This window comes from Arsukibacterium sp. UBA5043 (assembly GCA_002415085.1).
Taxonomy (GTDB): Bacteria; Pseudomonadota; Gammaproteobacteria; order Enterobacterales; family Alteromonadaceae; genus Alishewanella.
Window position 1 is genome coordinate 14,047 of record DIBV01000015.1, and the last position, 20,299, is coordinate 34,345.

16 protein-coding genes are annotated in these 20,299 nt (G+C 48.9%); 3 read left to right on the plus strand and 13 right to left on the minus strand.

Annotated elements, in window-relative coordinates:
• Position 1 precedes the first annotated feature (1 nt).
• The 10 genes from B2Q61_RS13015 to B2Q61_RS13060 form a co-directional block, all read right to left on the minus strand.
• Positions 2–1,333, minus strand: a complete 1,332-nt coding sequence (locus B2Q61_RS13015; protein ID WP_290622058.1) for a TolC family protein — start codon at positions 1,331–1,333, stop codon at positions 2–4.
• A 711-nt stretch (positions 1,334–2,044) separates the two neighbouring features.
• Entirely contained in the window at positions 2,045–4,324 is a 2,280-nt protein-coding gene (locus B2Q61_RS13020; RefSeq protein WP_290622060.1) for a heavy metal translocating P-type ATPase, read from the minus strand.
• Positions 4,325–4,408: 84 nt separating this feature from the next.
• Positions 4,409–4,867, minus strand: a complete 459-nt coding sequence (locus tag B2Q61_RS13025) for an ATPase (RefSeq protein ID WP_290622062.1) — start codon at positions 4,865–4,867, stop codon at positions 4,409–4,411.
• A 43-nt stretch (positions 4,868–4,910) separates the two neighbouring features.
• Positions 4,911–5,192, minus strand: coding sequence for a DUF2933 domain-containing protein (locus B2Q61_RS13030; RefSeq protein WP_290622064.1), 282 nt, complete (start codon positions 5,190–5,192; stop codon positions 4,911–4,913).
• 288 nt (positions 5,193–5,480) lie between these two features.
• Positions 5,481–6,008: a DUF411 domain-containing protein gene (locus B2Q61_RS13035; protein WP_290622066.1), complete on the minus strand. Its 528-nt coding sequence runs from the start codon at positions 6,006–6,008 to the stop codon at positions 5,481–5,483.
• A 25-nt stretch (positions 6,009–6,033) separates the two neighbouring features.
• On the minus strand, positions 6,034–6,519 hold the full coding sequence (locus tag B2Q61_RS13040) for a YybH family protein (protein ID WP_290622067.1): 486 nt from the start codon (positions 6,517–6,519) through the stop codon (positions 6,034–6,036).
• Between the two features lie 39 nt (positions 6,520–6,558).
• On the minus strand, positions 6,559–7,470 hold the full coding sequence (locus B2Q61_RS13045) for a CopD family protein (RefSeq protein WP_290622069.1): 912 nt from the start codon (positions 7,468–7,470) through the stop codon (positions 6,559–6,561).
• A gap of 15 nt (positions 7,471–7,485) precedes the next feature.
• Positions 7,486–7,884, minus strand: coding sequence for a copper resistance CopC family protein (locus tag B2Q61_RS13050; RefSeq protein ID WP_290622071.1), 399 nt, complete (start codon positions 7,882–7,884; stop codon positions 7,486–7,488).
• A 17-nt stretch (positions 7,885–7,901) separates the two neighbouring features.
• The gene (locus B2Q61_RS13055; protein ID WP_290622073.1) at positions 7,902–8,921 is read right to left on the minus strand and encodes a copper resistance protein B; all 1,020 of its coding nucleotides are present in this window, start codon (positions 8,919–8,921) and stop codon (positions 7,902–7,904) included.
• Positions 8,918–10,732: a copper resistance system multicopper oxidase gene (locus B2Q61_RS13060; RefSeq protein WP_290622075.1), complete on the minus strand. Its 1,815-nt coding sequence runs from the start codon at positions 10,730–10,732 to the stop codon at positions 8,918–8,920. The genes B2Q61_RS13055 and B2Q61_RS13060 overlap by 4 nt, the downstream gene beginning before the upstream one ends.
• Positions 10,733–10,886: 154 nt before the next feature.
• On the opposite strand from B2Q61_RS13060, the gene B2Q61_RS13065 reads away from it, so the two are divergent.
• Together B2Q61_RS13065 and B2Q61_RS13070 are read left to right on the plus strand one after the other, a co-directional pair.
• Entirely contained in the window at positions 10,887–11,573 is a 687-nt protein-coding gene (locus B2Q61_RS13065; protein WP_290610281.1) for a heavy metal response regulator transcription factor, read from the plus strand.
• Positions 11,566–12,960, plus strand: coding sequence for a heavy metal sensor histidine kinase (locus tag B2Q61_RS13070; protein ID WP_290622076.1), 1,395 nt, complete (start codon positions 11,566–11,568; stop codon positions 12,958–12,960). Before B2Q61_RS13065 ends, B2Q61_RS13070 begins: the two co-directional genes overlap by 8 nt.
• A gap of 56 nt (positions 12,961–13,016) precedes the next feature.
• Here B2Q61_RS13070 and B2Q61_RS13075 read toward each other — a convergent pair whose 3' ends face one another.
• The 3 genes from B2Q61_RS13075 to B2Q61_RS13085 form a co-directional block, all read right to left on the minus strand.
• Positions 13,017–14,864 (minus strand): 2Fe-2S iron-sulfur cluster-binding protein, encoded by a 1,848-nt coding sequence (locus tag B2Q61_RS13075; protein WP_290622078.1) that lies wholly within the window; start codon positions 14,862–14,864, stop codon positions 13,017–13,019.
• Positions 14,861–15,619, minus strand: a complete 759-nt coding sequence (locus B2Q61_RS13080) for a PepSY domain-containing protein (protein WP_290622080.1) — start codon at positions 15,617–15,619, stop codon at positions 14,861–14,863. Before B2Q61_RS13080 ends, B2Q61_RS13075 begins: the two co-directional genes overlap by 4 nt.
• A 166-nt stretch (positions 15,620–15,785) precedes the next feature.
• Positions 15,786–18,461, minus strand: a complete 2,676-nt coding sequence (locus B2Q61_RS13085; RefSeq protein WP_290622082.1) for a TonB-dependent receptor — start codon at positions 18,459–18,461, stop codon at positions 15,786–15,788.
• A 369-nt stretch (positions 18,462–18,830) separates the two neighbouring features.
• On the opposite strand from B2Q61_RS13085, the gene B2Q61_RS13090 reads away from it, so the two are divergent.
• Positions 18,831–19,535 carry a UTRA domain-containing protein gene (locus B2Q61_RS13090; protein ID WP_290622084.1) on the plus strand — a complete coding sequence of 235 codons (705 nt, stop codon included), beginning with the start codon at positions 18,831–18,833 and terminating at the stop codon, positions 19,533–19,535.
• Positions 19,536–20,299 lie beyond the last annotated feature (764 nt).

Here is a 20,299-nt window from a genome sequence, read left to right on the forward strand (position 1 = left end):
TTTAAAACGGTTTCGCTGGCTGTGCATCGTCGAATGACGCCTCGGCGAGTAGATAATTAATTTGAGCGATTATTTTTTGACGTTCCACAGCGATGGCAAGGGCGTCAATCCTCGCGTTAAGTTCGGCAATCCGAGCTCGGACTGCTTCTGCAAAGTCTCCATCATCGTTGTTGTAGGCTGTCAGCGAAACCGCTGCTTGATCAGCCATTTGTGGTAGCAGCTTATCAATATATAGCGCCTGGCGCTCATCGAGACGAGTCAGTTGTACCCTCGCATTTTCCAGTTCTGCCATCAGCCGACGACCAAGCAATTGCTTTTCGGTTTTGATTGCCTCGGTTCGATTCATGGCGGCGCTGACTTCCTTGTCCTGTCGGTTTCCAGTGAAAATTGGCAAATCGAAGGTTACGCCGACGGAGAACAGATCGGCTCGGTCGCGCCCCAAGGGGTCGTTGTCGCGATAACCGTATTGGACGGACAGGCCCCATTCGGGCTTGTATTTCTGCTTGGCCAAATCGACACCGGTTTGCGTCGCGTTGATACGCTGTTCCAGCGCCCGCAACGCCGGATGATGACGGATCCATTGATAGTGCGTATCTTCGTTGGTCCTTTTAATAGTGGGTGCAGACAGTTGCCTGGAAAGAGACTGCGTCGGCAGTACCTGAGCCAAAGGGAACATAGCAGGCGCGCCAATCCATTCAGACAGGCGTTTCTGTGCGGATTGCTGTTGCTGCCTGAGCATCGTCAGTCTGTCTTCGAGACGAGTCAGCTCCAACTGCGCACGGATCACGTCCTGCTGACGTGCCCGCCCCAGCGCCGAAGAATAACCAGCTTCAGCGGCATCCACCAGTTGCTCGAAGAGTGCGCGATCATGTTCGATCAGCCGGATACTCTCCTGAGCTTTGAAGGCCTCCAGCCACAACTGGCTGACCATAGCGCTTACCTTGGCCTTGCGATCCAACCTTAGCAGTGGATGTTGCTCGGCTAGTTGCTGCTTTTGATGCTGGGCGAGCGCAAGGCTATCGCCCCGTGGAAACATCTGGCTGACCCCTACCGACAACTGGGTCATGGCTTCCTGGTTCAAATCGAAAGTGTCCACGGGGAAATTGCCCGCCATCAAGCTCACTCGTGGGTCCGGTAAAGTCGCCGCGGCTATCGCTTCATCATTGAGAGCTTCCTGAGTGAACTGGCTTCCCGTAAGCCAGGGATCAGCATCTACGGCAAGTGCAACCGCCTGCTCCAACTTCAGTGGCTCAGGAAACGTCTGAGCATACCCAATAACATTGCTGACGCTTAGCGACAAAACGACAAAGAAAGTAACATTTGACAAGTTCATTAGTGCCTCCAAAACAATTTAACAAAAAGCAAACTAACCACTAACGAAGCGACATGCTCTCATTATTAGTGTTAGCAAAATACTTTGCAGTATGCCTTTCTCAAACGTATTAAAATCAAGTGATTTAGGTTATTGGCGGTCTTAATAGCGGAAAATAAGGTGATGGAGGAACTGCTTTATTATCAGCAAAATAAGTTGTGACCGACGTAAATTGCTGGGTGAGCATGCTTACTGGCGGCGGGGAAATTAGCGGAATACCACTAATCATGCAATTTGCATCAAGTTGGCAATCTGTACAACAACCTCGCTCAGACTGGTTGATTAAAAGGTTGTGAAGGATAGCCGAATGCTCTGATTCAGCTTGGTGTTGAGAGGTTGTAGTGGTAAGCCCTATCTGCTCAGGAAACATAGTACACGAATCAAAGCCATTGGCTAACGCTTCCCTGGTAAGGAAAGTGATTAATATTAGCCAAAAAAACCATGAAGCTTTACGCAAAACGTTTCTCACTTATAATATGTTTGTACTAATATCAGCGTACCCAATTTCACAAAAGAATTGATATGCAAGCCTGTCCATTTTGTGTTGACGGCTTTATGTGGCGACTCAGGGCCCATCAATTATAACTTATCAATTATAGATGGCGTATCACCAAATTGATTTTGCCTACGCCGGCGTGATGTTTAAGATCACGCATCTTTAAATTTTAACGTTCAAGACATTATTTTTCGTTTAAATTGCTGTTTTAGCAGTAATGAATTACCAATTACTGATAATGAACTGGCGGTCATTGCCACGACCCCAATCATTGGGTGTAGTAAACCAATCGCAGCAATCGGGATAGCTGCAATGTTATAGGCACTGGCCCAAATCAGGTTTTGCACAATCTTATTAAAGGTCGCCTTTGATAGATGCATCGCATCAACCACGCCAGTTAGCTCGCCCCGCACCAGGGTTACATCGGCCGCTTCGATGGCGACATCAGCTCCTGCGCCAATAGCAATTCCGACATTTGCTTGTTTTAGCGCGGGGGCATCATTAATGCCATCACCCACCATCGCCACGTAGTTGCCATATTTTTTTTGTAGTTCGCGCACCGCATCGACTTTGCCGGCGGGTAGCACCCCCGCCTGCACTTCATCAATGCCAACCTCATTAGCCACAGCGCGTGCCGCACGTTCATTATCGCCAGTGATCATCACCACATGCAGGCCCAGCTCATGCATGCCACGAATGGCAGCAACTGACTCCATCTTAATGGTATCGGCCACGGCGACAACACCACAGGCTTTACCGTCAACCGCAACCAGCACAGCGGTGCGGCCACGCCCTTCCAGCTCATCTAACTCTTGATCCAGCGCTTGCAGGCCTATGACGCCCTCTTCATCGAGCAATTTGCGGTTTCCGATCAGCACAAAAGCACCCGCAACCATACCAGACACTCCTCGGGCGCCGGTAGAGCGAAATTCAGTAACCTCGCCAGGTTTTACATTGCGTTCGCGTGCACCCTCAACAATCGCCCGGGCAATTGGGTGTTCCGACGCATTTTCAACCGTAGCTGCCCATTGCAACAATTGTTGCTCGGTCACACCATCAGCGGTTGTCAATTCGGTCAGTTTAGGTTCACCACGGGTAATAGTGCCGGTTTTATCCAGTACTATCACTCTAATGTCTTTAAAGGTCTGAATCGCTTCACCGGATCGAATCAAAATGCCTCGTTCTGCGCCAATTCCTGAGCCAACCATTAACGCTGTCGGGGTAGCCAGGCCTAACGCACAAGGGCAAGCAATAACCAATACGGCAATGGCCGATAGTATCGCCAACACTGTCGTGCTTGCACTTGGGTCGACCCAGGGTAGAAAGCCGGCCCCCCACTCCAGCATAGGCCGCAAGCTATCAGCAGCCAATAACCAAACAATCAGGCTGCCGAGCGAAATAAATAACACGACAGGAACAAAGCGGCCCGTCATGCGGTCTGCAAATTCCTGAATAGGCACCCGCGAGCCCTGAGCCTGCTCCACTAATTTAATAACCTGAGATAAGAACGTATCGCCGCCCACTTTGGTGACTTTTACCCGCAATCGACCTTCTTTATTAATAGTAGCACCGATGACATTATCGCCTGCTGCCTTATACACCGGCACTGATTCACCAGTGGCTATAGATTCGTCCAGATGGCTCTCTCCATCCAGTACTTCGCCGTCTGTTGGCACTTTATCACCAGGACGGATGAGCATCACATCGCCAGGTTTTAACTCCTTGACCGGTATCTCCAGCTCTGCGCCGTCTCGTTCTATACGGGCGATTTTAGCGCCCATAGTCAATAACTTACGGATAGCCTGAGAGGCTCGGCCCTTCGCCTTGGCTTCCAGAAAACGTCCCAGCAAGTGAAAGGTCATGATGGTGGCAGCCATTTCGATAAAAGAAGTCATACTATAAAAAAAGCCGACCAGGCCAATCAGATAAGGCGGAATTGAGCCAAGTGAAATCAGCACGTCCATATTAAACGTGCGGTTGGTCAGTGAGCGCCAGGTAGAATTATGAGTTGCCGCACCGCCAAACAAAAATACCACAGGAAAAGCCAGCAGCGCGACAATAGCTAGGTAGCCGGGGATGGGTTGCCAGAACATATGTGGCACCATCAGCAGCATAATCAATGAAGTGGGAATGCCCGCTATCCAAAGTCGTTTACGGGCTTGGGTTAAATACGCTGCGTCAACTTCAGCGTCGTGACCGGTGTCAGCATCATCGTCAGCGGAGACTTGTGCCACATCGTAGCCTGCTTTTTCGACGGCAGCGCGGATATCATTCAGAGTCAATACTTTTGCGTTATAGCTGAGCTGCACGCGATGCGCTGCAATATTAGTGCTAATCTCACCAATACCTTTTAGCCGCTTCAAAGATGTTTTCACAATCCCGGCGCAGTGATCCGACCCCATGCCCGGCACCGTTAGCCGTGCCTGACTTTTGTTTTCCAGTGCTGCACTGCTCATGACGTTTCCTTCAGAGGTGACTAAAAATTAACCTAGCTAAAACTTCAAGATTAGCATTCTAAACCTACACGAAAAGGTGGTTAGTTACAGATCGCTCATTCGGCCAGTCTGCCTGGACAGCCGCATGGCTTCATGCTCTTCCATTGCCAGTAACGAACCCAGCAATGCTTTCGCTTCAGGAATGTCAGCCCTCGCCTCAATATCCCGGTAAAGCTCTATAACCTGTTGATGATAATCAAATACCTCGTTACAGATTTCATCAAAACTAAGGCTTGCATAGTGGCTATCACAAGTTCGGTGTGACTGAATGGGCTGATGGCACAGATAGTCATAAATGTAAGTTTTCAGAACTTTAGGTGCAGCCTGCTGTTCGAATAATTTCAGCATACGCTCAATTTTTGCTTCATGCTCAGCCAGGTAGTCAAGCAATATTCTGGCCTGCTGTTGTTCATTCTTAGTAGCACAGTGAGCAAGACACAATGCCAAGTGTTGATGCAGCTGACGGGTCCATTCTATCAGGTCTGAAAAGGTTTTAATTTCCATGTCGTGCGCCTCACAATTACTGCTCAAGCTAAAAGTTAATAAATCATTGCTGCTGTTTAGAATGTTGAGAACACTGTTTTTTTCCTTCCTCAAGCCCCTGACGAAAAGCCTCGTTTGAATCCGGGGAAGTATTGTTTTGATTATGTCCACTATGGCTCTTGTGCATAAAAACGTGCATCAGCGGGCATAGCAATAAAATAAGATAGGGTAAATAAGGCAAAAAGTGACTACCATGCTCAACCAATAGGAAATACAGTGCTGATGCAACTAAAAACAGTACAATGAGACCATGAAGACTGAGCCAATTTGTTGATCTTACTGACATGAAATAACTCCTCATAAGTTTTAGAGAGACAAGTACGTAAAGAATTTTGAATTTTTCACATCCATCCTACAGATCAAACATTCAATATTTGTCAGACTAACAAACTGGAGTATAAACCTGAATGTGGCTAAAAAATTGATCTAAAACAAAGGGACGCTCCTTGGCAAAACTATTTTTTATAAAGACATCAACCCGAGCAAACAGCGCGTAGACATAGAAAGCCATTCTGGCAGCACTGGATGAAACAGATTACCCCGCTGCACCTGTTGCATCTGGCTAATACGCATACTACTGCTGGCTGGCTGCACTGATATGCGCATACACGCTACTGCTGCCATCCTTCATCAACATGATGATGTCATACGGCATAAAGCTATCACCTACTTCCATTCCCGGAGAACCCATTGGCATAGCGGGTACGGTTAGGCCAAGCGCGTCGGGATGTGACTCAGCTAAAAATTGCCTGATATATCTGGCAGGAATATGGCCCTCAAACACAAAGCCCTGTTCTGAAACGGCCGTATGGCAGGAATAATGTTCAGGCTTAATACCATAGCGTTTTTTTATGCCGGTTAAATCATCATAATTCTCTGCAGCAGACACGATATTGTTCTGTTCCAGATGCGATATCCATTTTTTACAGCAACCGCAACTGGGTGTTTTGTATATCGTTAATGTGATTGCTGGCAAAACACTGTCGGTTACCGGCGCTGAAACCTGCGCTACTTTATCTACTGCTGGATCTACTGCAGGTTCGGTGCAAGCCACCAATAACAGCGGCACCAACAGCATTAGCGAAGTAATTTTGATTGTCATCCGTAGTCTCCTTTGCGGGTCGCTATTATCGCGACCAATGTATATGCACAATGCGCCAGCCTTTTTCATTCTTCACCAGTACCAATGTTTCTTTACCAGTGTAATCAATCACTTTTCCTTTATATTCGCCGGACATTTTTGTTCTGCTTACCGAATACGCGACATCACCTTGCACGACGGTATGATGTTCAATTACCTCTCCTTTGACCGCGGCCAGAAATTTCATATCCGACAACATATGATGACTGGCATATTCATCGGCAGAGCGCTCTACACCGCCACCTTCAATAATCAGGACATTGTCTGCCAAGCTTGAACGGGCAACGGCAGCATTGCCTTGCTGCAAGGCTTTGTGGAAAGCTTTTACGACCTGCGCAGCGGCGGACGTTTCGCCTGTAAACATCTCAGTAGCGTTCGGTTTTTCAGTGCCATGTGCAACAACGATAACCGGCAGCATAAGTAGAGAAAACAGGGATACCACAGTTAACGCATTTAAGTTTTTGAATAACATGCCATATATCCTTCAATTCTATAAATTTCAGTTGGATGGTTAGCCCGCCGGCCCTACCACAGTGGTAAAAACTGTGGTTGTTGTTAGCACCAACACGGCCAGTAGGGTCTCGACCATTATAGATCTTCGCAGCGTGTCGCTGTTGTGATGCCGTGCCAGGTCTTTTACCAGTTTAAATTTATGCCAAGCTGCCAGTAACAACATGCAACTGACTAACATCAGTTTAAACAACATTAACCGACCATAGTCGGTGGTAAATAGTGCGTTAAGGGAACCAATTAACTGCAGCAGCAATAGCAGACCACAGCTCAGCAGCACTATTACGATTACAACTGCAACGCGACCAAATCTCTCCATCAGCGTCAACAGAGACGATAAAGCCATCAAATCGCAACTTTTCTTAAGCGGCCACAATGCACCAACCCAGGCTGCAATCGCCAGCACGTGCAAAAGCAATATTGCTTGTACCCAACCGGCAAGCGGCGCTGTGTGACCGGTGAGGATAAAACTACCTGCCAGAGATACAATGCCGCTGACAGCGAGAATCCAGGCAACAATCCAGGCGACAATGGTATCCTTTCCCCAACCCGACCACAGCAGTGCTGCGAACAGCAGTGCTGCAAAGCCACTAAACCGTATTACAGTTTGACTCCCTATGGCAGACTGCCAGACAATGTTTAGCATTATCGTGTCCATCATCGCCGCAGGTCCGCTTTCTGCCATAGCACCTGCCTGCAACGGCAATTGTAGTAGTGCTAAAATCATCCCTGCAGCAGACCAATTGATCAACCAGCGGTTAAGCCAAAACTGAAAACGGTTTGAGCCATATTGGTCGAAGGTGCTCCGAAGCGGCAAGAGGGTAAAAAGCAGCACCGCGCCGATCCCACTAACCACTGCACTATAACTAAGCAGTTTTAACAACATTAGAAATAGCGCCCAAACATCAACCATCTTCGTTACCTTATTTTAATGCTGATGTGAATGCGGCGAAGCTACTGCGGTCGCAGATGCACTCGGGCCATGCAGCATAAAACTGAAGTCGCCACTCATTTTGTGGCCATCGGCACCCAGTGCTATCCAGCTTACCTGGTAGTTACCGCTTTGTAGCACAGGTAACGCCCAGCTAAATTGCTCAGATGCCGACGCTGATGGCGTAAATCCAAATTCAACACTGGTGTTATCCGCGTCGGTCAAACTTATTTTTGTAAGGCGAACCGGGCCGCTAAAGTTCAGGATCAATGTATCCGGTGTCTGCGTCAGCATGGCCTTATCAGCTGGCACCGTTTGTGTAAGATGGACATGTGCCAGCACCTGGCCGGCGAAAAAAAGTGCCACCAGCGGCAGCAGAAATTTAACTATTTTCATCTTCGTTTCCTTATTAATTAAAACCAAAACCGTAAACCGGCAACTAGCGCCGTTTCTTCAGTTGCTTCATTATACAAACGGGCGAGATCGGCCGTATTACCATACTTATTACTCCATTCTATACCGGCGTAGGGTGCCAATTGGCGGGAAAATTCATAGCGCATACGCAAACCGACGTTTGAAGACGTCAATCCTTTACCGATAGCGTTTACCGCGTCATCTCTACCGTAAGCAGCTACTTCTGCCCGCGCTTGCAATACCAGGCGTTGGGTCAACAACACTTCATATTCTGCTTCAGCGGCCAGTGCAGTTCGCCCATTACTACCAACGTAAGCGGTGATATCCAGCTCAAACCAGTATGGTGCCAGCCCTTGAATGCCAAATGCCAGCCATTGCCGACTTTCACCCTCAGCATTTTGATCGAACCGTACACCAAGCTGGCGATCCCAGTATGCTGCAACTGCATGTCCCCACAACAAATCGGTCTGACTTTCTTCCAGTATACCCTCGCTAACATGCCCTTCAGATTTCACTACCAGTTTATCGTAGGTGGTGCCGTACCAGGCCTGCATATCGAACACCACTGCATCGGTGTCAATATCGTACTCCAGCCGGTCCCCCACAATTGACCACATTGGATGCTCAACAGCATGTTTTAAATGCCGGGAGTCTGCCATGCCGTAGGGGCCGTCTGTCAGGGTGTAACCACTGGAATAAGCATGTGGATCGCGCGCATCCGCCGGCGCCTTACCGCCCTGCATCTGCATATCGCCGTGATCCATGCTGCTATGATCCATCGGCTTCTCGCCATGCTGCATTTTGCTGTGGTCCATAGGGCTATGGTCCATCGGCATCTCATCTTGCTGCATTTGGCTATGGTCCATCTTGCTGTGATCTACACCACTGTTATCCTGCGTTTCATGCTGATGTGGTTGCGCTTCAGTCGCTGTTTGTGCGGCCAGCCCGCCACTTAACAGCAATAATGTGCTGGTGAACAATAAAGCCGGCAGCTTGGTTGTCGCAATTGGTTTCTTCATGCCACCACCACTTCTCTGAACATGCCTGCATCCATATGGAACAGTAAATGACAATGCCAGGCCCAGCGGCCTACATCATGGGGCGTGGTTAAAAAACTAATACGCTGTGCCGGCTGAACCGGTATGGTATGACGCCGAACCAGCACTTCACCGCTGTCATTTTCCAGGTCGCTCCACATACCATGCAGATGCATCGGGTGGGTCATCATCGTGTCGTTCTGCAAAATAACCCGGATGCGCTGGTTAAGCTTCATATGCACCGGGGTACTTTTACTGAACTCTAAACCGTCAATTGACCAGCTATAACGCTCCATATTGCCGGTAAGGTGTAACTCTATTTCTGCTTCCGGGCCACCCTTTTCGATAATGCCGTCCAATGAATGTAAATCGGCCAGCGTTAATGCCTGCCGTCCGGTATTTCGCAAACCAATACCTGGATCGTCCAGATTGGTTCTGGGCATGTCCACCCGCATATCGACCGACGGGCCGTATTCGGTGCTGGCGTGGCGCACTGTTTTGCTGGGCACAGCAAATGGTGTTGGCCTGGCATGCTGACTGTGATCCATTGCCATGCCACCGTGCATACTATGATCCACCGCGGCACTGCCAGTCGCCATAGCGCCTGCCTGCATCGCGCTGTGGTCCATCGCGTTGCTGCCTGCCATATCACCCATCATGTCGGCCATGGTTAGCCACTCCACCGGATCTAACGCCGGCACAGGCGCATTTAGGCCAGCCGCTACTGCCAGCGTTCCTCGGGCGTAACCGCTTCGGTCCATACTTTGAGCGAAAATGGTATAGGCATCGGTTTGCGGCGTGACGATAACATCGTAGGTTTCACCTGGACCAAAGCGGAATTCGTCTACCGTTACCGGATGCACATTTTGTCCATCGGCCTGCACCACGGTCATTTTCAGTTCGGGAATACGCACGTCAAAAAAGGTATTGCTGGAGCCATTGATAAAACGTAAGCGCACTTTTTCGCCTCGCTGAAACAAGCCGCGCCAGTTGGCCAGTGGTGTGCTGCCATTCATTAAATAAGTTAATGTTGCCGCAGACAAATCGGCCAGGTCAGTGGGGTTCATCCGCATCTGTTGCCACATTTTGCGCTTCGCTAAGGCCGCTTCTAAACCTTTAGCCGACATATCGCGAAAAAAGTCCCGTACTGTAGGCTGATTAAAATTATACACATCACTTTGCACTTTCAGTTTGCCAAACACCTGCCTCGGATCATCGTCGGTCCAATCTGACAGCTGCACCACATATTCGCGATCGGCAGTAATAATATCTTGTGCTCTGGGCTCAATGATCAGCGCACCATACATGCCGGTCATTTCCTGAAAACCACTGTGAGAGTGATACCAGTAGGTGCCGCTCTGCTGCAACGTAAAGCGATAAACAAAGGTTTCACCGGGCATAATGCCCCTGAAGCTCATGCCGGGCACACCGTCCATCTGGTAAGGTAAAATAATGCCGTGCCAGTGAATAGAACTGGGTACTGACAAGGTGTTAGTCACTTTTATCGTGACCTCATCCCCCTCACACAGGCGTAACGTCGGGGCGGGAATGGAACCATTAATCGTCGTTGCTGTTCGCACTACCCCCGTAAAGTTAACCAGGGCTTCGCCAATGGTCAGCTCAATAACCTTGCCGCTTAACTCTGACGCATAGCCGGTGAAAGCATTATCTCTGAAGCGGCTACCCGCATGCACAATATGCGGAAAGGTAGCCAATACACCGCCCGCAGCCAGCCCCTGGACGAAACGGCGACGCGACACTGACCGCGGCATCGATAACTTGTTGCTGCCCATTGCTATCCCTCAATACGTTGTAATTTATTGCAGTCTAGTGATTAAAGCTGTCAGCAGCATGACTCAAACATGACAAAGTTGTAATCTTGTCGTCATCTTGCTGTATGCCTACCAGCGCCATACTTCTGGCAGAGCCAACGCCAAAGGAAAAAAGATGCGTTTACTGATTGTTGAAGATGAACTGAAAACCGGTGACTATCTCAAGCAAGGTCTGACTGAAGCTGGCTTTCAGGTATCGCTGGTTAGAAATGGCCTGGATGGTCATCATCTGGCGATGACAGAAGCCTTCGATCTGATCATTCTCGATGTGATGCTACCCGACGTCAGCGGCCTGCGCATCGTGCAGGCACTGCGTGAGCGCGATAACCGCACGCCGGTGCTGTTTTTATCGGCCCGCGACAGCGTAGATGACCGGGTGAAGGGGCTTGAGCTGGGTGCCGATGATTACCTAATCAAGCCATTTGCCTTTTCTGAAGTACTGGCCCGGGTGCGTACCTTGCTGCGACGCGGACAAAACATCAGCGCTGCTGAACTGTTGCAGGTCGCCGATTTGCAGTTAGATATCGCCAAACGCAAAGTGGTGCGCAGCGGCACAAAAATAACGCTCAGTCATAAAGAGTTTTGTTTACTGGAGCTACTGATGCGCCGCCGGGGTGAAGTTTTGCCGCGATCGCTTATCGCATCGCAGGTATGGGATATGAATTTTGACAGCGATACCAATGTTATCGATGTGGCTATCCGGCGCCTAAGGGCAAAAGTAGATGACAGCTTTACGCCTAAACTGATCCATACTGTGCGCGGGATGGGTTATAAACTGGATGAAGAGCAAGATAATGAATAACAGCCGTCAGCGCCCGCTGTCTCTTACGCTACGCGTGGTGCTTTTTGTCACTTTGACCATTTCAATTTGCCTGTTTTTTGTCAGACAGATGCTGATAAGCTCGGTTGAGCATCATTTTATTCAACAGGATGCGGATGAGCTGGCAGTTATCGTGCGTTCTGTCGAAGAAATACTGCACCGTGCCGCAACTCAGCAACAACTGAGCGCAACGTCACTGTCGTTGGCGGTTGCCGGGCATCATGGCGTGTTTTATCAAATTATGGATGAACACAACGCGCTGATTTATCGCAATGCCGATTTTGATTTAACTCAGCTGTCAAGCCTCTCAGTCGCAGCCGACCATTTTGATGATGCGCAGATTTTCAACTGGACGCTGGCAGAAAAAACATATCACGGTGTAGTAGTGAAACTTACTTCCGCAGCCGCAAACTACCAGGTTATTGCCGCCATTGATACCAGCTTTCACTTGCAGTTTTTGCAGCAATTGCAAAGAAGCCTTGGTTTTATTTTATTTGGTTCCTGCATACTCACGCTGCTGGCCGCCTGGCTGGCGGTGCATCAGGGCCTGGGACCTCTCAGAGGCTTGACTGAGCAGATGCGCGATATTCAAACCAATAAACTCGACATCCGGCTCAACTCTAATACAGTACCTGCGGAATTAGAGCATATGGTGCAGTCATTCAACCATATGCTGCACCGACTGGAAGAAGGCTTTACCAAGCTGTCGCATTTTAGTGCCGACATTGCGCATGAGCTGCGCACTCCACTAACCAATATCATTACCCAAACCCAGGTTAGTTTATCCAAGCCACGTACGCTGCAGGAATACCAGAATGTGTTGTTTTCAAATCTGGAAGAACAAGAACGATTAAACAAAATGATTAGCGACATGTTGTGGTTGGCGAAAAGTCAGAATGGGCTGATCACACTGCAAAAGCAGCCGCTAAATCTTGCGGACGAAATTAACGCGATTTTTGACTTTTTCGAAGCGTTAGCCGAAGAGTCCGGCATTAGATTACATTTTTCCGGCTCGGCAATTATGGTACTGGCTGACCGCACCTTGCTGCGCCATGCGTTAACCAATCTGCTGTCAAATGCATTGAGATACACTGCAGAGGGCCACAGCATTACGGTAACAACGGCGATGGCGTCAGCCGGGTTGGTCACTATCAGCGTCGAAAATCCAGGACCGCTCATTCCGCCAGAGCATTTACCGTATTTATTTGAACGTTTTTATCGTGCTGACCAATCAAGACAACGCCATACTGAAGGTGCGGGTTTAGGTTTGGCTATTACCAAAGCCATTGTTGAGGCGCATGAAGGTCATATCAGTGTCGAATCAGATCAGCAGAGCACCCGCTTTGTGGTCAGGCTGAAAACAGCCTGACCACTGCCTTACCATAGAGACTGCGCTAAAGCTTCCCCGCGCAGTTTCTGTTTTAGCTAACTGAACTCATCAAAGGCGATGTTGCTTTCCGGCACCCCTCTGTCACGCAGTAACCGGATCGTGTCATCCATCAAGCCTTTGGGCCCGCACAGATAAAATTCAGGTTCACCTTGCTCAACCACATTCTGCCAATTCAACGCCAGCACGTGCTGCGCATAGCCGGTCGCACCCAGCCAACCTTTGTCCGGCCGTGACAACACCGGGTAGTAATGAAAATGCGCATACTGCTTCGCCAGCTGATAAAAGTAGTCGACGTAAATCACATCATTTTCATTGCGGGCGCCGTAAAAGAAATGCAGCGGCCGGGGCGGCTTGTCGCCTTTATTGTTGCGATGCAGCGCTAACTGTTCTTCAATCAGCGCTTTTAGTGGCGCCATGCCCGAGCCTGCCCCCACCAGTACCATGGTTTTGTCACTGCCTGGGTTAGCGTAAAACTCTTCAAACGGCCCTAAAGCCTCAACCCGGTCACCAATGCGTAAGTTACCCAGATAATTAGAACCAATACCGGGCAATACCGACGGGTTAGTTGCGCTTTGCAGCTTAATGACAAACACTAACTCGTTTGTAGCTTCATCTATGCCGGCTAAGGAATAGCTTCTGCTACAGGCTCCATGTTGATAGTTTAACCGGGCAATGTGCTGCCAGTCCGGTTGCAATGAACCTGGCACATCTGCCGGCACGGAGCAGCCACTGGCCTTCGGGATAAAGAAGCGCATAAACGCACCGGCTTTATACCGCATGGGTACTTTAGACTGGGTGGTAAAGCGCAACTCTTTAATAAACGGGCTTAAAAAGGTGCTGTTGACTAATTCCAGCTGATACTTTTTCGCATCGGTAATATCCATCAGTGTCATATGTTCAACATCATCACTGAAGTGCTGGCAAGCCAACCGGTAGCCCTGTTCCAGCTCAAAGGCGCTAAAGTGCTGTAAATCCGCTGCGGTGCTTTTCACATTTTGATTTATCATAATGCGGCACCGGCCACAGGTGCCACCGCCGCCGCAGGTGGAAGGCAAAATGATATTGTGCTCAACCAAACCATCCAACAAATTTTTATGGTTGGAGAAAGCCACCTGACCGAGGCTTTTCTGGTTACGGTCGAATAACTTTACCGTGTTTTTGCGGCCAAACAGCTTAATTTTATACTGACCGCGCAGCGCCAGATCGACCGTCCAGACCATGCCAGTGCCGCTGAGCCACAAGGCGACAAAGGCAAATACCATCATCAGCACGCTGTTAAAACTGCCTTCGTTGGCATAATCCATAAAATGCAGTTTCAGGAAAAAATCTGCCAGCCGTTTGTCAGCATCACTGTGGCCGGCAATACGGCCTGAGTCTGCCTCAACATAGACGCTGGTGTTAATTTCATCGGCAAAGTTAACCTGCCACACGGCATTCTTTTGTTTGAGTAAATCGGCAATCGGCGGCTGCATCAATGTTACAGATACGATTTCACCCGGCCCGCTATATGAAGCGCTGGCCAACTGCCGGGCAAAATCCGCATCGACCGTCAGCGGCTGGCCTGTCTGCGCATCGACCAAGCTGTGTTTGTTGACAAAGTTAGCGTATAAACCGCGCTGATGGTTAAGCAAATAATACGGTTTTTGCGCCAACTCAATTAACGTCAGCGAGGTGCTGGGTGCATACTGCCGTAACACCTCGGCAGGCTCCTGCAGCGCCAGCGTATGCCAGCTCAGCGACGGATGCTGATGCGCTTTGTAAGTGTGTCCCGCCGCTTTGGTATGATCCATAAAGTTGAAATACATACCACTGCCCAGCCAAATCAGAAACTGAATGCCAACGACAACAGAGGCCCACTTATGCAGTTTTCTGACTGTATTCATGGCGCAACTCCAACTGTATGGCTGTCATTGCCAGCCGGTGCCGTTAATGCCTCATCCGTTTTACGAAACACACGGAAATAGGCCAGCACCATGCCCAGTATAGAAGCTAACATACCGAACAAGGTAAACCAGAACAGCAGGCTGTTATCAATATCGGCGCCGTCATCGTAATCCATCACATGGAAGCGAAACATCCAGTCAAACAGGCGCCAGAAACTATGCCGTTTACCAACCAATAAGCCCGTTTCGGCAGACACATAAATTGCCGGGGCGCCAAAGTCAGCGAAGTTTACCCGCCAGGCTGGCATGACAGCCGGATTAAGCTCAAATGGCGCATTTTCAGTTATAAGCTCGGCGCTTTCGACTGTGCCGGTACCGCTATAATAAAACCGGGCGGCTTTTACCGCCTGAGCCTTGTCTAACGGCGGCATTACCGCACCGCTACTGGCATCAATGGCTAACTTTTGTTCTGCCAGCGTAAAACGATACACCACCTTATCCAGATAACGGCCCAACGTAATGGCTTTTGCCTGCGGATAGTGTTGTAACAAGCTTTGCAATGAATAAGTTACCTGCTGCGGGTCGATTTTATCCTGTTCGTTATTAACCAGGGTATCGCCATGGATATAATCAATATCAAAAAACACCATATAGGCCCCGGTTACCGACCAGATAATAAACTGCAGGCCTATAAACGCCATCAGCCATTTATGGTATTTCCTGCTGGTTTTCAGCAGCCGCATTGATTTATTCATTCCCAACCCTCTAGTCCGGCACGGCCTGATTTCACACAGCAGTTTAATAGCCGCGTAGGAGGCCTGTGGCCCGGATAAAACCATTAATTACTGTTATGAGAAAAGTAAACACCAGGGCCCTATGGTATACGGGCATACGGCCCTGGTGCTACCGATAAAAGCTGACTTAGAACTGATAGGTTGCACGGATGAAACCGCGGCGCCCCAGCAGATCATATGTCATTACATCGGTGTTGGCATCGTTCCATGACGTCAGGTACGGTGCTTTTTTATCAAAGATGTTGTCAACACCCAGGCTAAGCGTCAACGCATCACTGTAGTACCACGAGGCTGATACATCAGAATAGGTAACTGAACCGACTGATTTACCCAGCGGGTCGAAATCCGAGCCGTTAACGTCATCGGCACTGCCGATATAACGCAATGAATAGCTCGCTGACCAGTCATCTGTCATCACGCTGTAGCTGAAGTTACTCCGCCATTCAGTGTAACTACCCTGGTCTTCGGTAATAAAACCCACCTTATCAATGGTTGGCTGACCTTTAAACGGTGTGCTTTCATGCTTCAGTAAACGGGTGATATCCAAAGTCGCGCGGCTGCTCAAACCAAATAAAGTAAATTTATAAGCCGTGTTCAGGTCGATACCACTGACGGTTTCTACTGCAGCATTCACCGGGCGCTGATTCAGCTCATTAACCTGGTGTGTTACCGGATGCCGGGTAAAGGTATCGCAGAATTTCGCATTGCCGATAGGGTCTTCGTAGCATAACCGCAGCATATCGGAACCATTGACTGATGTAATAGCTTCGTCGATTTTAATGTTGAAGTAATCTATCGTCGCGGAAAAACCGTCAAGGAACTCGGGCTGCCATACGATACCTACCGTAGTGGTGTCAGCCGTTTCTGGCTCCAGCCTGGGGTTGCCACCAACACTGGTTAAAATTGTCGTGCCGTCCTGTACAAAATCTGCCGGTACACCGGCCGCCAGACAATTTGCCGCTATGGTGCCAGTAGCATTTTCACAGGGGTCTATCGTGCGCAGGTTTTCGCCATTAGTGCCGCCAAACAGTTCTGTAATCACCGGCGCGCGGAACGCGGTAGAACGCACAGCCCGCAGCATCAGGCTGTCGTTAACATTCCAGGTTAAACCCATTTTGTAGGTGGTTTCCGCACCTGCAGTGCTGTAGTCAGAGTAACGCGCCGCCAGCTCAACCGACAACCGCTTGGCTAAATAGGTATCAGCCAATATTGGCACCGATAGTTCGCCAAATACTTCTTTTACATCATAGCTACCGCGGATCGGGTCTTCTAAGCCGTTACGCAATACGGTAGAGTCCGGGTCGCGCCAGCCTGTTTCGCTGCGACTTTCTGCACCAACAGCAAAACCAATGCCTCCGGCCGGCAACTCGTACAAATAGCCATTCATATTCAATGACCAGGTGCGCATTTCATTACCACCTGTGCCCTCACGGCGGTATTTTACATAGTCAATAACGTCCTGCGTCAGCTCGTTTTTACCAAACCAGTCACCACAAGGAATGCCATTGCTGTTGTCATAGGTACAAATGCTGTCGTCCAGCGTGTGCGCTGCACGGTCAGGGTCAATGTCGAAAGTCCAGCCATCAGTCCCGGTATTACGGCCATAGTTGTAAGACAAGTCCCATTCCCAGCCATTGTCTAGTACGCCGGTTAGTCCCGTTACAATGCGAATGGTATTGGTTTCCTGGAAAAAGTAAGGCGCGCCCAGTTCGGTGTTGCGCCGGCGTAAAAACTCCAAATCCTGACCGGTAGGGTTGTACTGGAAATCGGCATCGACTTTAATACCGGCAAAACCATTGCGGGGCGTCACGATTTGCTCGCCCTGGCGGTTAGCGTAACTTGCTTCTACAAACAACTGCACCGAGTCATTGATATTGTAGTTAGCAAAGCTGGATAGATTTATACGCTCCATCGGGCTTACGGCGTTTAGGTAGGGAATATAGTTAAAGCTATGCAACGCGCCATTATAGGGGCTGTAGTTATTGCCGTTAGTGGCGGTATCCGGGTCCTGGTTAAACTGCACCTGAGTACCGTCAGCCAATAACGCACGGCCACCTTCACTGGTGCTGCTGCCAAAACACTCAAAGGTGCCTTCTTCCGTACCGTACTTAGAGCAGGCAATACGATCAGACTGGCGCACCGCAGAGGTGTTGCCGTAACTCAAATTAACAACCACATTGCCCTTGTCAAATTCGCCGCCCAGTGTCAGGCTCAGATCCTGATTTTCGGCATCGCCCTTATCTGCCATGCCCGCTTTTACACTCAGCTCAGCGCCGCTGAATGCTTTTTTAGTGATGATATTCACCACACCGGCGACCGCATCGGCGCCATACACAGCCGAAGCGCCATCTTTTAATACTTCGATTCGTTCAATCATCGCTGTCGGTATCATATTCAAATCAACCGAACTATTAGCACCGGTTCCCCCGCCGACCACGCGGCGGCCATTTAACAATACCAGGGTGCGCTTAATACCCAGACCACGTAAATTGACCTGAGCTGTGCCATAACCACCGCTGGTCCAGTATGCGTTCGTTGCATTACCGGCCACCCCGGCTGAAAACGACATTTCCTGCAGCAGGTTTTCTACATTGGTAATACCCGATGCACTGATATCCGCTGACGATATAACCGATACCGGACTGGCGGTTTCAATATCGGTACGTTTAATTTTTGAGCCGGTAATTTGAATACGTTCAACCGGATCACTGTCTTGTGCCTTCGTTTGCGCGGAAACCGCCACTGCACCGGCCATCAGCATCGCGGTATATACACGACTAGGCGTCAAATTTATTGCTGTCATTAAATGTTCTCCTGAGTAGCATCTGTACCAGCTGAGGCCGGAAATTATTATAAGGTCGCTGCCTGCTTAAATGTTATACAACAGCATACCGGTATATACAACATCGGAATTAAAAATAATTTCATTATCTTTGCGACAGAAAACTCGGTTGAACTGACTGAAAATTGACAGCATAGCCATGTGGTATATACTGGCAAGGTGTTGCTGACATGTTACTTATGCGACAAGCCTAATTAACGCCAACCAGGCCCCAAAAATCTGTTGGCGGCAGCGCAATGCAGTATAGAATGACCGGGTTCGCACTGAAGTGTCATGAGTTAGCTGAATACGCACTTCGAACTTATTGTTTGTAGGTAATATGGACATTGCATGAAGCTGCCAAAGTATCGTCTTATTTCGAATGAGATTAAAAAGAAGATAAGCGCCAGCTTATGGAAAGCGGGCTCTCAGATCCCGTCGGAAACCGAACTGGCTAACCACTTTTCTGCCAGCCGGATGACGGCACGCAAAGCCGTCGATGAGCTGGTTAACAGTGGCGTGCTTGAACGCGTTGCCAGTGTCGGTACTTTTGTAAAGGAACCCGCCGCGCAAAGTTCATTACTGGAAATCCGCAATATTGCCGATGAAATTCGCTCCCGCGGGCACGTACACAAGATGACAGTGTTAAGTAAACTTATGCTGATCCCAAACGATGCCATCGCATTTACCCTGTCACTTAACAGCAGAACGGTATATAAAATTATTATCGTGCACTGGGAGAACGATCAACCCATTCAGCTGGAAGAACGCTATGTTAATGCAGAGCGGGTACCACTGTTTTTACAGCAGGATTTCAGCAAGATCACTGCCAGCGAGTATCTGAACTCAATAGCACCGGTTACCGAAGCAGAAATAACGGTAGAAGCGGTGATGCCGACGAAAATACTTAAACACAACCTGCAAGTGGACGATGGCGTACCCTGCCTGAAAGTCACCCGGATAACTCACTCTCATGGCCAGCCTATTTGCTACGCCGTGCTGTACCATCCGGCAAACCGGTTTAAACTGACCAGCCATTTAAATATCGTTAAATGACAGACTATTAGGAAACGTTCTCGGCCAGGGTCTAAATAACTGATCCTTACTCAGCTCCATCCGCTGTACGCTATGATCGACTACCTGAAACGGAGCAGCGTTATCCGTAAAGTGCCCAAACTGATCTAGTAAATCATCCATTGTTTTGCAGCGGTGATTGTATTTTATAGTCTCTGCGCCTTTGTAGCAATGGCTCCCAACTCTCAACTTTACTAACAATTTTAATGAGTTATCTAATTACACTGGCCCATCTAATGTGACGTCAGACTCATGGTGGCAATAATCAATTCATCATCCCATATCGGCATATCAACGTAAGAAAATAGGGCTTCTATCAGTTCGTTAAAGCCTGTATCCGTATTGTAATGCTGGACTGTATATATACACGTCAAGGTGAACAGCTTGTTCTTTTTGTGGTTGATTCTGGTCACCGGTGTCGTTCGTATATAATGAACTCCATATTGCTCAGAATATCGGATCCCATAGGCGTATTGGAAAGGTAGCTCCGGATCTTTAACCAGAAAATACTCTAATAAAATACCAGCATACCGTCTATTGATTATTCGTTTTGTCATAGCTAATCGAGCACATATTGCGATAAAATTTGATGGATAACAGGCCGAAACAAGATCTGTGTTTGTTGGCAAATTTGGTCGACACTTAGTCCGGCTTCATAGAGGTAAAAGACTGAAGCACGCTTCAGCACATGAATATGTAGCGCTTCTCTTCCGACCTCCTGACAATGTCAACGGCAATCTAATTTT